Raw genomic sequence first — 13489 nt, forward strand, 5'->3', positions numbered from 1 at the left:
TTACTTTCTAACAATTTTAATAAACTGGCTGCTGTCTTTGGTTTTTACATTCAGCATATAAGTACCTGAACTTAATTTACCAAAATCCAACTGCACTGTTTCACTTTCAAACTCACGGGTCATTACCAAACGTCCGTTTAAATCAAATACCTCTACTTTAGTAATTACTTCGTTGTAATTAATCGTTAATAAGTCGCTTGTAGGGTTTGGATAATAGTTTAATTTGCTTAAATCAAAATCATTTACACCCAAAACAATCACTACTTCAACCGGTGTTGGTAAACTTGGACATCCGTTAGTTCCTATAACAACAGCATAATATGTACTGCCATTTACCATTGGCATATTCTGTTGCAACGGATTAACACCATTCATTGCATCTTCATATGTTGCGTACCAAACCACGTTTGGTTCGTTCATGATCAGATTGCTTATTTCTGCGTAATTATTAAATGTTTGCGGTGAAGCTCCCGTTGGACTGTTTGGTCGGCTGTTGATTGTTACCTGTACCTGAGTACGTACCGATTCGCATCCGTTTTCAACACGCGTTACAAAATAGTAGCCGCTTTGTAAAATATCGGTTAATGGTAATGGAGTGGTCGAAGTACTGTTCAAATACCAGTTATACGATACGCCTGTTGGTGTTGGTAAATCGATATTGCCAACCTGTGCACCGTCACATAGGGTAATTGGCGTTACTGCCGGAGCACTTGTGCTTGTTACGCGTACTGCAACCGGTACTTTTACCGATACGCAGTTACCCACTCTTTGAGATAAATAATAAGTACCGCTTGTTAATGGGGTTGTTAATGCCAATGGTGTTGTCGATGTGGCATTACTGTACCATTCTGCAGTAGCATTTGGTAATATCTGTGCTGTTAACTGTGCAACTGTTCCGCTACCACATATATTTTGAATAGTAGCAGTAGGTGCCGGAACACTTCCTTGGGCAGTTACGATTACCTGAGCTCGTTGTGATTCACATCCGTTTACCTTTTGTGAAACATAATAGGTACCGGTTACTACCTGCGAGGTATTTGGTATCGGTGTTTGAGATGTTGATGACGGATACCATACCAGTTCTGAGCCGGCAATTTGATTCAGATTTACATTTCCGTAGTTCAATGCTCCACAAACTGAAATGGTTTGAGGAGTTAATGAAGCCGGTCCCTGACCTACATTTACCAATACAGCTATTCTTCCTGATTCACAACTTCCTAATGTTTGTGACGCATAATAAGTGGTATTGTTTACCAATGGGGTTGTTAACGCCAACGGGGTTGTTGAGGTTGCTGAATCATACCACTTAATTTGTGCTCCACTTGTTCCGGTTGCAACTAAATCGGCCACAGTACCGCTACCACATGAGTATTGGGTTAGCTGCGCATTTGGCAGTGCTAATGTTGTTATTGTTACGGTGAAAGCTACACGTGGTGATTTACAATCTCCCTGAACTGCTTCTACATAATACGTTCCTGTTTTAGAAATCGTGGTTATTGGGGTAGTGGCAGTTGCTGAATCATAAAAATTATAGATTGTACTGCTTGTCCCTCCCGTTACTACAATATCGCTTACAGGTGTTGCCTGGCAGAAGGTCTGGCTTTGTACAACAGGTGTTGTTACATCCACCACGTTGATTGTAACAGGAATTACCGATTCACAACCTGTTGGTGCGGTTATTGTTGCATTATATACTTGGTTCATTGCTCCACTTGATATAACATAAACTGTTGAAGCATCTGTACCAGGGGTGTATTGTACAGTTGTAGCTGCATCTAAATATAAATTAGTTGTCGGACTCCACGTTACTTTTGCCTGAGTTAACCCAAACTTCACATTTAACCGGTTATTAGTTACTGTTCCTGTTAACGGATCCGGATCTGTTTCACTTGTAGTATAGATACCTACATCGCTTCCTGAAACAGTATTGTAATACGTTTGTGCATTATTGGTTCCTGTTGCCGTACCACGCTCTTGTGTGATTTCTACCAATATATTTGACTGACCATCCCAATAGAACGGACTGTCTAATGTCATTGTTTGAAGCCCTTGGAACGTATGGGCATGGTTGGTTCTTGAAAAGACTGTTACAAAATTTCCTGTTGCAAAATCTGTAGTACCAAAAGTAGTATTCGGTGTGGACATCATTCTTACAGTATATTCTGCACTTGTTAAACCTGCTCCTGAATTAATTGTTTCAAAAGATAATTCGTCTATATAACCAGCTGTGGTTACGCCTTGGGCGATTAATTCGGCTGCACTGTATATATATTGTTGTTTTGAATAAACTTCACTGTACACATAAGCAGACATCTCACTCGTTGCACTGGTTGTTGTAGTAGGCATACCTATTGTTACATCGGCAGGAACAGCCTCCAGTGCTTTTAGTTCGGCTACTTCGTTTTTACACAAATCATAAGTACTTGCCAATGTAGCATCTGCTTGTGGGTTTTCGCTTGCAAAAACACGAACTGTTTTTAAATGTTCACAAATACCGTTTGACTGACTTGCTGATAACACATAATCCTGTTCCTGGGTGCTGCTAAATGTCCAGCCATTTACCTCGTCTCCGCTTACTCCTGTACTTGGTGTCCATACAAAGGTATCGTATCCTCCTAAATTTGTAGTAATGGTTACAACTTCTGATGAACCGCCATCACATGAGGTTACCTTGTCTGTCGATAATTCAAACGCTGGTTTGGGCTCTACTTCTACTTTTACTTCTACCATTGGAGATGAACAGCCGCCACCGCCAACTTGCCAATTGTAAAAATTATAGTAGTATGTTGCGGTAGTAAAACTAGTTCCAGTTATACTCAGGTCTGCTATGGAGTAAGGAAAGGTTGCTCCGGAAGTATTTCTAAATAAGCTAGCTGAACCATCTTCTTTTAAGTAATAATCTCCTGGAGCTAAAGGTATATCAATTAATATAGTTTGTGCAGTAGCGCTTCCTGAGACTGTAGTTGTAAATGGTATGGAAGCTACTAGGACATTGCTTGATGTATATATACCAACTACACCATTTTGCCCAACTGTTGAGGGGTATACATCTACAGAATAAAGGGTTAAATTATTGTTGACTGTAAAATAGGTTAAATAGCTATTATTTGTAGCTCCTCCAGCTCCAATAGATGTATCAACTGGGCCTACAAAGGAAGATGGTGAAATTGTATCACCTGCAACTACCCAATAGCTAGTGTCGGATGTTAATAAAGGAGTCGTAAAATTTGGTCCGACATGCATTAAGTTACCACCAGTTTCTGCATCAAACCAATATACTGGACCTGCATCAAAAATAGCGGTAAGATCTACTTCTTGCGGTCCGCAAACCGTTTTACCAGGTGCAGCAATTAATTCCGGATAATCGCACATGGTGGTTATATCTGGTCCCCATGTCCAACTACTCTTGTCTGTTGATGAACAAACAGTTCGTACGTATATCGTATATTTTGTTAATGGCTGTAAACCTGTAATGGTAAAAGGATTGGTTGTTGCTATACCTGTAACACCTAAACCTGTAGTTCCACTACCCGGAGCCCCCGACTCGCGTACTTCGTATTCATAGCTTACAGTTCCTGAATTACTTGTGCTAGGATCAATTGTTACGGTAACACTGTTTTTTGTGACATCTGATTCTTGAATATCTAAAGGTTTGTAACAATTTGTAGCAAGAATATTGACATCATAGTCGTGTGTTTCTCCTGAAGCATAAGAAGCACATGGATCAATACCTGTAGTATTATATACCATACGCACTCGCATTCTGTGAATGCCTGGAGCAGCACTTGCTGGGATCTCAATTGATGTTGTAGCAAATGCAGGACTTGCTACTATTGTAAAATCTGTCAATACCTGTTCAGAAGGTTCAAAAGTTCCATTGTCGTTAAAATCAATCCAGATACTCGCTCGTAATAAGGTATTGGTAGAGGTGGAATTGAGTTGTACAGGATACGTTCCTTCCTGTATAAGATCCACAGGTGTAAACAAAGATCTTCTGTCATCATAACCTTTATCCGTAGTGTTGCTACTGCATCCCGTGTCTAAATCATCAATGCTTGTTCCGTTTTCACCGGTTATTACAAAACTGTTTAAGTTATAAGTTGCACAACCGGTAGTATAAACAGGCGTGCAAAAACATTGGTTCCAAGGATTTTGTCCCACTGAAACCACAGTAGATGTATCGGTAGTATTGCTATTAGTACAAACAAGAATGCAACGATAATCGGTTGCTGCTGTCTGATTATTTACAGTATAATTCATATTTGTGGCTCCGGGGATATCGGTAAATGTATTTGCACCCGCCGGAGAGCTTTGCCATTGGTATGTAATCCCAGTAGCTAAAGTAGCACCATTAAGCGACAGGTTAAAAGGTACCGCACCACAAGCATCTGTAACTGATGCTGTAGCTGCACCAGCAGATACCTGACCAGTACACGGGTCAGCAGGCATGAAAGTAATAGAACCAGCCCAATAACGGTTGGCAATAGTGGCTGCATATCCAACATCCTGCCCGGCAATTTGATGATTGCCAAGTAATAAATTTACACCTCCAGCACTAAATATATTTGATCCTGAACCCGCATATTGCGGACCACTATTAGGTTTTACTAAAGCAAATCTAAGTGTGGTATTTCCCGGAATAATATACGTCAACCCTGTAAATAGAGGTTGTATGCTACCTGTACCAGTTATTGTTCCTGTTGTTACTGTAGCTACCAAAGTCCATCCGGCAGCAGGGTATGTTGTGGGTTGTGGGCCACTAAGAGATGTAGAAGATACCCAAAGTTCATAAACGGTATTGCTATGTGAAGATGTGAGATAGTAACCAACATCTGTAAGCAGTTGTGCTCCGACATTGGTGTTTTCAATACCAAACGTGATACCATTACCACCAGATCCTGTACTTGTTGTACCCGCAAGGTTAGTATTAATTGTAGTTTGTGCCATACTTTGCGTAAAACTTCCTACAGTTAAAAAACACAGAAACATTAAACGCAAAACAGCTAACGAATTATTTTGAGCTTCTGTTATTGAAGTCTTACTCTTTAATAACAAAAAGTTAATCCAATTAAATATCAAAATCCAAGTGTTTAACCACTTAATCTTAAACTTTGAATATTGAGTATTTTTTTTCATAAATAAAATATTTACAATTAGTCATTTAAACGATAAACTTAATTATTTTTTTTTAATTCTTTAATATTAAATTATATTATTTTTAACTTTTAACAAAGTTGTATTTTTAGCTAACGGGTTTTTCCTGCGTATATTAAATGTTATTATACCTACTAAAACTGATCTGTATTTACAAAGAAATAGATGTTATTTAATCTAAATTTATAAAATAGGTAATTATCTGAATTAAGATCCATCATGAAGCATATATTTCTGAATAGTAAGTGTTTCTATGGATAATAAACAGCTTATGAAAATAAAAACAAACTAATTTGTATAGTAAAATAAATTGTGTAATTTTGCACTCCCTTTATTGGGAATGGAATGTTTAATTAAAATTAATTTATTGTGGAAAGTTTAAGCTACAAGACAGTATCAGCAAACAAAGCAACCGTTCAGAAAGAATGGGTTGTTGTAGACGCTGACGGTCATAACTTAGGACGCCTTGCTTCAAAAGTTGCAATGATTTTGAGAGGTAAGTACAAACCAAGTTATACCCCTCACGTAGACTGTGGTGATAATGTAATTATTATCAACGCAGAAAAGATCAACTTAACAGGTAACAAACTGAATGACAAAACGTATATTCGTCATACAGGTTATCCAGGTGGTCAAAGAGAATTAACAGCTAAAGTAATGCAACAAAAAAATCCTGCATTATTAGTAGAAAAAGCTGTAAAAGGAATGTTGCCTAAAAACAAATTAGGTGCACAGTTATTCCGTAATTTAAATGTAAATGTAGGTGCTGCACACAAACATGAGGCGCAAAAACCTAAAACCGTTAATTTAAACGACTTAAAGTAATGGCAGTTATTCACAAAATCGGTAGAAGAAAAACCGCAGTAGCTCGTGTTTATGTTACAGAAGGTTCTGGTAACATCACAGTGAACAAAAAAGATTTCGCAACTTATTTCCCAACAGCAACTTTACAGTACAAAGTTATGCAGCCACTTTCTATGACAGAAAACGCTGAAAACTTTGACGTGAAAATTAACGTGTACGGTGGTGGAACTACAGGGCAGGCAGAAGCTGTACGTATGGCTATTGCACGTGCAATGTGTGAAGTTGACGCAGAAAACAGAGCAATCTTAAAACCAGAAGGTTTATTAACGCGTGACCCACGTATGGTTGAGCGTAAGAAATTCGGTCAGAAGAAAGCTCGTAAGAGATTCCAATTCTCTAAACGTTAATATTTATATTATTTATTAAAAAATCTAAGTTTTTGTTGCTCGCCGGCCGAGGTCGGAAGTAGTTTAGCATCTAAATGAAGCCTATAGCTTAAAGCTTAACGGAACATTGCTAATCACAAGAACGTAAACTATTACAAAAATGGCAAACAAAGTAGACGTAAAAGAATTACTAGAAGCAGGTGTTCATTTTGGACACATGACTAGAAAATGGGATCCAAACATGGCTCCTTACATCTATATGGAGCGTAATGGAATCCACATTATAAATCTATATAAAACTGCAGCTAAAATTGAAGAAGCGAACGAAGCTTTAAAGAAAATTGCTGCATCAGGTCGTAAAGTATTATTCGTAGCGACTAAAAAACAAGCAAAAGATATCGTTGCTGAAAAAGCAGCAGCAGCTAACATGCCTTACATTACTGAGCGTTGGCCAGGTGGTATGTTAACAAACTTCGTTACGATCCGTAAAGCTGTTAAAAAAATGGCTTCTATCGATCGTATGAAAAAAGACGGTACATTTATGACTCTTTCTAAAAAAGAGCGTTTACAAGTTGACCGTTTACGTGCTAAATTAGAAAAGAACTTAGGTTCTATTGCTGATATGACACGTTTACCGGCTGCATTATTTGTAGTTGATATCAAAGCTGAACACATCGCAGTAAAAGAAGCTCAAAAATTAAACATTCCAGTATTTGCAATGGTTGATACAAACTCTGACCCACGCGAGGTTGATTATGTAATCCCGGCAAATGACGATGCTTCTAAATCAATCGATAAAGTATTATCTTTAGTAACAGGTGCTATCATTGAAGGAAATTCTGAAAGAAAATCTGAAAAAGAAGAAGCAGCTAAAACTGAAGCACAACCTACTGCTCAAGAGTAATCTTAACAGTATCTTAAAGTCGTTATGCTGATGGTTTCATATTTTTGGATCTGTCGCTAACGACTTTTTTCTATTTAAAAAATTAACTAATTATTTAATTCTCAATACAATGGCAAATATTACTGCTGCAGACGTAAATAAATTAAGACAAGCTACAGGTGCCGGAATGATGGACTGTAAAAAAGCTTTGGTTGAAGCGGAAGGCGATTTCGATAAAGCAATTGAAGTATTGCGTAAAAAAGGTCAAAAAGTGGCTGCGAACCGTTCAGACCGTGAGTCAACAGAAGGTGCTGCTGTGGCGTTCATCAACGCAGACAATACAAGAGGTGTTGTTATTACTTTAAATTGTGAAACTGATTTCGTTGGTAAAAACGAAGCATTCGTTGCTTTAGCTAAAGAATTGGCTGAAAAAGCAATCAATTTCTCTTCTAAAGAAGAATTTTTGGCTTCACAATATAATGATTCAATGACTGTTACAGATAAATTGATCGAACAAACCGGAGTTATCGGTGAAAAAATCGAAATCGGTGGATTTGAAGTATTAGAAGGTGCTTTTGTTGGATCTTACGTTCACGGAAATAAAATTGCTGCTTTAACAGCTTTATCATCTAAAATTGACAACGCTGATGCATTAGCAAAAGATGTTTCAATGCAAGTAGCTTCTATGGGTGCTGAAACATTATCTTACAAAGACTTTGATCCTGCTTTTGTAGCTTCTGAAACTGAAGCCCGCATTGCTGCGATTGTAAAAGAAAATGAAGAATTGTCTCGTTTAGGTAAAACGTTGAAAAATGTTCCTCAATACATTTCTTACGCTCAAATTACTGACGAAGTGTTGAAACAGGCAGAAGAAAATGCTAAAGCTGAATTAAAAGCTGAAGGTAAACCGGAACAAATCTGGGATAAGATCTTACCAGGTAAAATTGCTCGTTTCATTTCTGATAACACTACATTAGATCAAGAAAAAGCGTTATTAGATCAAAACTTTATCAAAGATGATTCTAAAAAAGTAGGTGATTACGTTAAAGGATACAACGTTGAAATCGCAGGATTTAAACGTGTAACTTTAGGATAATTTACAATTTTTATTGATACTTAAAACCCCAAATTCAATTGAATTTGGGGTTTTGTTTTTTTAACTCTTATTTTCTTTAATCAACTTTTTAATGGTTTTACGGATACTGCCTTTATCAAAACCTACTTCGGTTTTTACAACTTCTCCCTTTTGATTAATGATAATGAAGGTAGGAAATGCATTAATTTTTAAGTTTTTAGAAATATCTGTTTCTGTTTTGTAGGTAGAAAAATAATTTCCTTTTTTATAGGCGTAATAATCGGTTATATCTTCTTTATCATCTCGGTCATTAATCCCGACAATTACTAAATCATTCTTAAATTCTTCTTGCATTTTAATTAAATCGGGCGTTGCTTTTAAACACGGAAAACACCCGCGATACCAAAAATCTAACAAAACAACTTTACCTTTTAAATCGGTTAATTTTACAGTTTTACTATTGTTAAGGTTTAAATCTGTAGTAAAAAAGCTTGAACCTCTTGTTTTGGTTTGTGCCGAAATATTAGTACAAATTAAAAAACATATTAATGTCAAACAATTAAAATACTTTTTCATAGTTATAAATTATATTTCTGCATTTCTTCAAAATATACTCTTGGTTTCACTTCTTTTACAGAAGGATCAATCTTAAAAGCATCTAAAGATAGTTCCGGATTAATTTCTAAATATTCAATTTCGGTAAATTCGGTTTCTTTCATACCTTGAAATTCGCCATAAAAACTGTGAGCAATTGGTAAAAAATCACTTTTTCTAATATAATATTTATCAATTACACTATTTATGTGGTTTTCACGTTCTCTTTCTTTGCCATAAGCTGTTAAAATATAAACGGGAATACCCTTATAATTACTTTCTTCAATAGTCATGTCTTTTAAAATAATTTTAGCTAAAAGCGAACGGTATTGTTTAAAAATATTATTTTTCTTAAAATAGTCATTTAAAATAAAATTGCTTACGAAATTACCTTTTATACTATTGTAATTATCATCTAAAACATTTGTAATTGTTGTTTTCTTCGGAATGTCTAAAGAATCTGAATGAAAGTATAGAAAAGAACTGTAAGTACCGTCATACTTGTATTGATTGTACTGTTTCTCACCGTGATTAAAATAAACTTTATGATAAGAACCCATTTCATCTTCTGGAACAATTTTAATGATGCCGAGAGCAGATCTGTTTAAGGTATCTTTTGATGCAAAAAACTTACTTTTTTTATTGATTGTATAAGTTAATGTTTTTATGTTACTGAGTGATGCTTCTGTCTTTTTTAATAAAACATTAGGCTTTATTGATTGGGCGTTAGAAATAAAAATACTGAACATTAAAAAAATGCTTATAAACAGAAAATACTTTTTTTTCATGGCTAATTATTTGGTTTGGTTTATAAAAATACTTTTTTTCTTACAAGATATAAAAAAAATCTGTACACTTGCTTTTAACTTAAATGATTAACTATGGAACGCTGCAATTGGGTAACCACCGATGAATTATATATTAAATACCACGACGAAGAATGGGGCAAGCCCGTTTATGACGATCAAACGATTTTTGAATTTTTGGTATTGGAATCGTTTCAGGCGGGTTTAAGCTGGATCACGATCTTAAGAAAGAGAGAGAACTTTCGCAATGCTTTTGATCATTTTGATTACCAGAAAATAGCGACTTATACCGATGAAAAAATCGAAGAACTAATGAACAATGCCGGTATTGTTCGCAATCGTTTAAAAATTCTGGCAACGATAAATAATGCACAGCGTTTTATGGAAGTCCAGCAAGAATTTGGTTCGTTCTCTAAATATATTTGGGGTTTTGTGAATCATACGCCTATTGTAAATACATTTAAAACAATAAAAGAAGTACCGGCAACTACAGATATTTCAGACGGATTAGCAAAAGACCTTAAAAAACGCGGATTTAAATTTTTAGGCTCAACCGTTATATATGCACACATGCAGGCAACCGGTATGGTAAACGATCATATAACCTCATGTTTTTGTTATGATAGGTAAGTTGAAACTCTATTTTATTTCTGTTTCATATCCACATTTTTTGCATTTCCAAACATTTTTGTAATAAACCGGATATGTTTGAAACATAAGTGAAAGCAACATAGAAAAAAAGCCTTTTAATCCTTTTACAGATTTGTAGTTGTTATAAAATCCATTATGCCCGCAGTTTTCACAGATCTCATTTGAATCTGTTGATTTCATTTGCGGATTGTTTTCATTCAAGATTTCCCATGCTGTATTGTAGTCAGTGGTTTTTACCTGAAGCTTTATACCACCCACAGCGAAAGAATACAAAGGATTTGTGGCAACCAGACTTTCATCTTGTAAGAAACAATAAATGTTTTCGCTTTCAAGTTTCGTTTTTAGTAGATGAGCTTCAATATAGCTGTCAAAAGTTTTAAGTGTTTTGAGTTTCATTATACTATTTTTTGCTATGATTAAAGGTATAAATTAATTTTCATAAACCACTTTAAGCTCTTTCTGTAAAATTTTCATGAACAAATCGCGCGGAATTTCCTCGCACCCTAAAGATTGCAGGTAATCATTGTAGACCTGTGCATCAATCAATTGGTAGTGTTCTTTTTTAAGTTTTTGTGCCAAATGGATAAAAGCAATTTTTGAAGCGTTTGATACTTTAGAAAACATACTTTCACCACAGAAAATATGTCCTAAATCTATCCCGTACAAGCCACCAACCAATTCCTTGTTCTGCCAAACTTCAACCGATTTTGCAAAACCCATTTCGTGCAATTTCGTATAGGCTTGCAACATTTCATCGGTAATCCACGTGCCACCTAATTGTCCGTTGCGTTTTATTTGTTGGCAGTTGGTTATAACTTCTTTAAAAGCGGTATTGAAAGTAACTTTAAAGATATTTCTGTTTAAAATATTCCGGGTTGATTTTGATATATTCAACTGATTTAAAAACAAAACCATTCGTTCTTTGGGTGCAAACCAAGTGATTTCTTCGCCGTCTTCAAACCACGGAAAAATACCGCTTTTATATGCTAAAATTAATCGTTCAACAGATAAATCGCCGCCAAAAGCTATAATTCCGGAAGAATGAGCTGTTTCTACCGGAGGAAAATAAAGTTTGTTACTGAGTTTATACATAAAAAAATCCCGATTAAATAATCAGGATTCAAAATTACATTTTTTATTAGAAAGGCAAATCGTCTTCTGCCTCTTGATTTTGGTCAAAATTTGGAGCAGGAGGAAAGCCTGAGTTGTTGTTATTTGCATAACCACCTTGGTTATCAAAAGGATTTGGCTGATTAAAACCTTGGTTTTGCTGCGGTTGCTGATTAGAATTTTGTTGAGGCTGACCATATCCCTGTTGGGGTTGTGTGTAACCGCCTCCCTGGGGAACTCCGTATCCTTGCTGAGGCATTCCACCATAAGGTTGCTGTTGTGGTCTGTCAATTCTCCAGCCTTGAATAGAGTTGAAATAACGGGTTTCTCCTTGCGGATTTACCCATTCTCTTCCTCGTAAATTGATGCCTACGCGAACTTGCTCACCAATTTGGTACGAGTTTAACAAATCGCATTTGTCTTGCGTAAATTCAATTAAAATATGCTGTGGATATTGCTCTTCTGTGGTAACAACCACTTCTCTTTTTCTGAAAGTTGGACTTACATCTTGTACCGGACCAACCATTTTAATTCTTCCTAAAACTTCCATTTGTTACATTTTTGCTGCTAAAATCGCTTTCCAAGCCGATAAAACATCGTGGTTTTCTAAAAACAATTTTGCTTTTTTATAAATTAATTCGTTGTTATTTTCGTTTTTCCAGTTTTTAATATCGTTTTGATCTTCTAAAAACTGACCAATTTCTGGATCTGTTGGAAGCTGTTCAACGTTTCCTAAAATGCCCAGATCATTTCCTACAAATATACCACTTTTTTTTACTTCTTCCGGAATGGCATCAACTCCAATCCCCAAGGTGGTTAATGGCTTTTCTACTTCAAACATTCCCGGCGTGGCACGTGTATACCAGTTGCCTCCCATTCGGGCAATTAAATCGATCTTGTGCTGATCGATACCTCCTTTTTCGTCTAAAACAGTTTCAGAAATATGTATTTTAACTACTTCGCAAATGATTAAGTTTCCTGCACCGCCCTGATCACCTAAAGCGATAATTTCGTTTACTTTACACTCTAACTGTACCGGACTTTCGGCAACGCGGAATGGTTTTACCATATCAGATGGCAATTTGGTGAATCCCGATTTTATGAATTCATCAATGCCGTCGCCATATTCGGTTGATGCCAGCGAAAGCTGCTGAACCATATTGTAATTTGCAATGTTTACAACTACTTCTTTAGTGGCTTCGCAATTTAACAAAGTGTGTTTTATTGTATTGTTGCGTACGCGGCGTGCCGGTGAAAATACCAGAATAGGCGGATTGGAACTAAAAAGATTAAAAAAACTAAAAGGGGACAGGTTGGGATTTCCGTTTTCATCTACCGTGCTTGCAAATGCAATAGGGCGTGGACCAACAGCTCCCTGAAGATACGCTTGTGTTTGTACCGCAGTTAGTTCTTTTGGGTCAATGCTTAACATAATTCAATTTTGATTTAAACAAATATAGGTATTGCATTTGGAGTTTTTAAACCAATTATCAAAATATTATCAACAAAATCACGTTTTAAAATAGTAACTTGTGATATCAATTTTAAAATAAACATATTTGTATTGCTGAATGAAAAACCTTGTTTTAATTATTGCTTTCTCTGTCTTATCCTGTAAAGGTCATTTAAAAAATGAAGTTGAATATCATGATATTATTATTGAATGGTCAGGAGAAATTGACAAACCAATTTATAAAATCATTAGCGTCCGATAAAAACTAATTCTCAGATTCCCCTCCTTACATTTGACTGATTGTTAGATGTTTAGTTTTTCATTTTCGCCGAATTTCAAAAACAAGCTACCAATTAAAAGACAATTGCTCACCGTCATCTTTGTCAATAACCCAATCTTTCTCTGGGTTTTCCAAAAATTTCATCAGGTTGATGTAATTGAATAAATGAATTTTGCAAAAACTTACCAAATTTGAAAATGCCCACTTTCGTTTCAATCTTTTTTTGATGACTGCCAGCAGAAGATTTACGATTAATACACAGTAAATCTGTATTTTGATGGCGTTTTCATTAT

The 13489-nt window shown here is 35.8% G+C and carries 12 protein-coding genes and 1 pseudogene; 5 read left to right on the forward strand and 8 right to left on the reverse strand.

The window, feature by feature from the left end; all coding sequences use genetic code 11:
• Nucleotides 1–5136, reverse strand: coding sequence for an Ig-like domain-containing protein (locus tag BLW20_RS13305; RefSeq protein ID WP_091102244.1), 5136 nt, complete (start codon nt 5134–5136; stop codon nt 1–3).
• 387 nt (nt 5137–5523) lie between these two features.
• On the opposite strand from BLW20_RS13305, the gene rplM reads away from it, so the two are divergent.
• The 4 genes from rplM (at nt 5524) to tsf (ending at nt 8323) form a co-directional block, all read left to right on the forward strand.
• On the forward strand, nt 5524–5979 hold the full coding sequence (gene rplM / locus BLW20_RS13310; protein WP_091102249.1) for a 50S ribosomal protein L13: 456 nt from the start codon (nt 5524–5526) through the stop codon (nt 5977–5979).
• A complete protein-coding gene (gene rpsI, locus BLW20_RS13315) occupies nt 5979–6365 on the forward strand; it encodes a 30S ribosomal protein S9 (RefSeq protein WP_091102253.1) in 387 nt (128 codons plus the stop codon). Before rplM ends, rpsI begins: the two co-directional genes overlap by 1 nt.
• A 139-nt stretch (nt 6366–6504) precedes the next feature.
• A complete protein-coding gene (gene rpsB / locus BLW20_RS13320) occupies nt 6505–7248 on the forward strand; it encodes a 30S ribosomal protein S2 (protein WP_091102257.1) in 744 nt (247 codons plus the stop codon).
• A 109-nt stretch (nt 7249–7357) separates the two neighbouring features.
• Nucleotides 7358–8323 (forward strand): translation elongation factor Ts, encoded by a 966-nt coding sequence (gene tsf, locus BLW20_RS13325; protein WP_091102261.1) that lies wholly within the window; start codon nt 7358–7360, stop codon nt 8321–8323.
• A gap of 60 nt (nt 8324–8383) precedes the next feature.
• Here the strand turns inward: tsf and BLW20_RS13330 are convergent, their stop codons facing one another.
• The gene (locus BLW20_RS13330; protein WP_091102265.1) at nt 8384–8878 is read right to left on the reverse strand and encodes a TlpA family protein disulfide reductase; all 495 of its coding nucleotides are present in this window, start codon (nt 8876–8878) and stop codon (nt 8384–8386) included.
• A gap of 2 nt (nt 8879–8880) precedes the next feature.
• Nucleotides 8881–9684 carry a hypothetical protein gene (locus BLW20_RS13335; RefSeq protein WP_091102269.1) on the reverse strand — a complete coding sequence of 268 codons (804 nt, stop codon included), beginning with the start codon at nt 9682–9684 and terminating at the stop codon, nt 8881–8883.
• Nucleotides 9685–9777: 93 nt separating this feature from the next.
• Here BLW20_RS13335 and BLW20_RS13340 point away from each other — a divergent pair, with 93 nt between their 5' ends.
• A complete protein-coding gene (locus BLW20_RS13340) occupies nt 9778–10332 on the forward strand; it encodes a DNA-3-methyladenine glycosylase I (protein WP_091102272.1) in 555 nt (184 codons plus the stop codon).
• A gap of 9 nt (nt 10333–10341) precedes the next feature.
• Here the strand turns inward: BLW20_RS13340 and BLW20_RS13345 are convergent, their stop codons facing one another.
• The 5 genes and pseudogenes from BLW20_RS13345 to BLW20_RS14785 all read right to left on the reverse strand — a co-directional run.
• A complete protein-coding gene (locus BLW20_RS13345; protein ID WP_091102276.1) occupies nt 10342–10749 on the reverse strand; it encodes a putative signal transducing protein in 408 nt (135 codons plus the stop codon).
• A gap of 33 nt (nt 10750–10782) precedes the next feature.
• Nucleotides 10783–11445 carry a leucyl/phenylalanyl-tRNA--protein transferase gene (gene aat, locus BLW20_RS13350; protein WP_091102279.1) on the reverse strand — a complete coding sequence of 221 codons (663 nt, stop codon included), beginning with the start codon at nt 11443–11445 and terminating at the stop codon, nt 10783–10785.
• 46 nt (nt 11446–11491) lie between these two features.
• Nucleotides 11492–12013, reverse strand: coding sequence for a DUF3127 domain-containing protein (locus BLW20_RS13355; RefSeq protein WP_091102283.1), 522 nt, complete (start codon nt 12011–12013; stop codon nt 11492–11494).
• Nucleotides 12014–12016: 3 nt separating this feature from the next.
• The gene (locus tag BLW20_RS13360) at nt 12017–12895 is read right to left on the reverse strand and encodes a flavin reductase family protein (protein ID WP_091102286.1); all 879 of its coding nucleotides are present in this window, start codon (nt 12893–12895) and stop codon (nt 12017–12019) included.
• 367 nt (nt 12896–13262) lie between these two features.
• Nucleotides 13263–13489, reverse strand: a pseudogene (locus BLW20_RS14785) (IS4 family transposase); the annotation flags it as partial.

The sequence above is a fragment of the Paenimyroides marinum genome, from assembly GCF_900108395.1.
Lineage (GTDB): Bacteria > Bacteroidota > Bacteroidia > Flavobacteriales > Flavobacteriaceae > Flavobacterium > Flavobacterium marinum.

Excerpts from the sequence above, each read along its gene's own strand:
- aat (WP_091102279.1), bottom strand. The coding sequence starts at position 11,445 with ATGTATAAACTCAGTAACAAACTTTATTTTCCTCCGGTAGAAACAGCT.
- tsf (WP_091102261.1), top strand. The coding sequence starts at position 7,358 with ATGGCAAATATTACTGCTGCAGACGTAAATAAATTAAGACAAGCTACA.
- BLW20_RS13360 (WP_091102286.1), bottom strand. The coding sequence starts at position 12,895 with ATGTTAAGCATTGACCCAAAAGAACTAACTGCGGTACAAACACAAGCG.
- BLW20_RS13330 (WP_091102265.1), bottom strand. The coding sequence starts at position 8,878 with ATGAAAAAGTATTTTAATTGTTTGACATTAATATGTTTTTTAATTTGT.
- rpsB (WP_091102257.1), top strand. The coding sequence starts at position 6,505 with ATGGCAAACAAAGTAGACGTAAAAGAATTACTAGAAGCAGGTGTTCAT.
- BLW20_RS13345 (WP_091102276.1), bottom strand. The coding sequence starts at position 10,749 with ATGAAACTCAAAACACTTAAAACTTTTGACAGCTATATTGAAGCTCAT.
- BLW20_RS13305 (WP_091102244.1), bottom strand. The coding sequence starts at position 5,136 with ATGAAAAAAAATACTCAATATTCAAAGTTTAAGATTAAGTGGTTAAAC.
- rpsI (WP_091102253.1), top strand. The coding sequence starts at position 5,979 with ATGGCAGTTATTCACAAAATCGGTAGAAGAAAAACCGCAGTAGCTCGT.
- BLW20_RS13335 (WP_091102269.1), bottom strand. The coding sequence starts at position 9,684 with ATGAAAAAAAAGTATTTTCTGTTTATAAGCATTTTTTTAATGTTCAGT.
- BLW20_RS13355 (WP_091102283.1), bottom strand. The coding sequence starts at position 12,013 with ATGGAAGTTTTAGGAAGAATTAAAATGGTTGGTCCGGTACAAGATGTA.
- BLW20_RS13340 (WP_091102272.1), top strand. The coding sequence starts at position 9,778 with ATGGAACGCTGCAATTGGGTAACCACCGATGAATTATATATTAAATAC.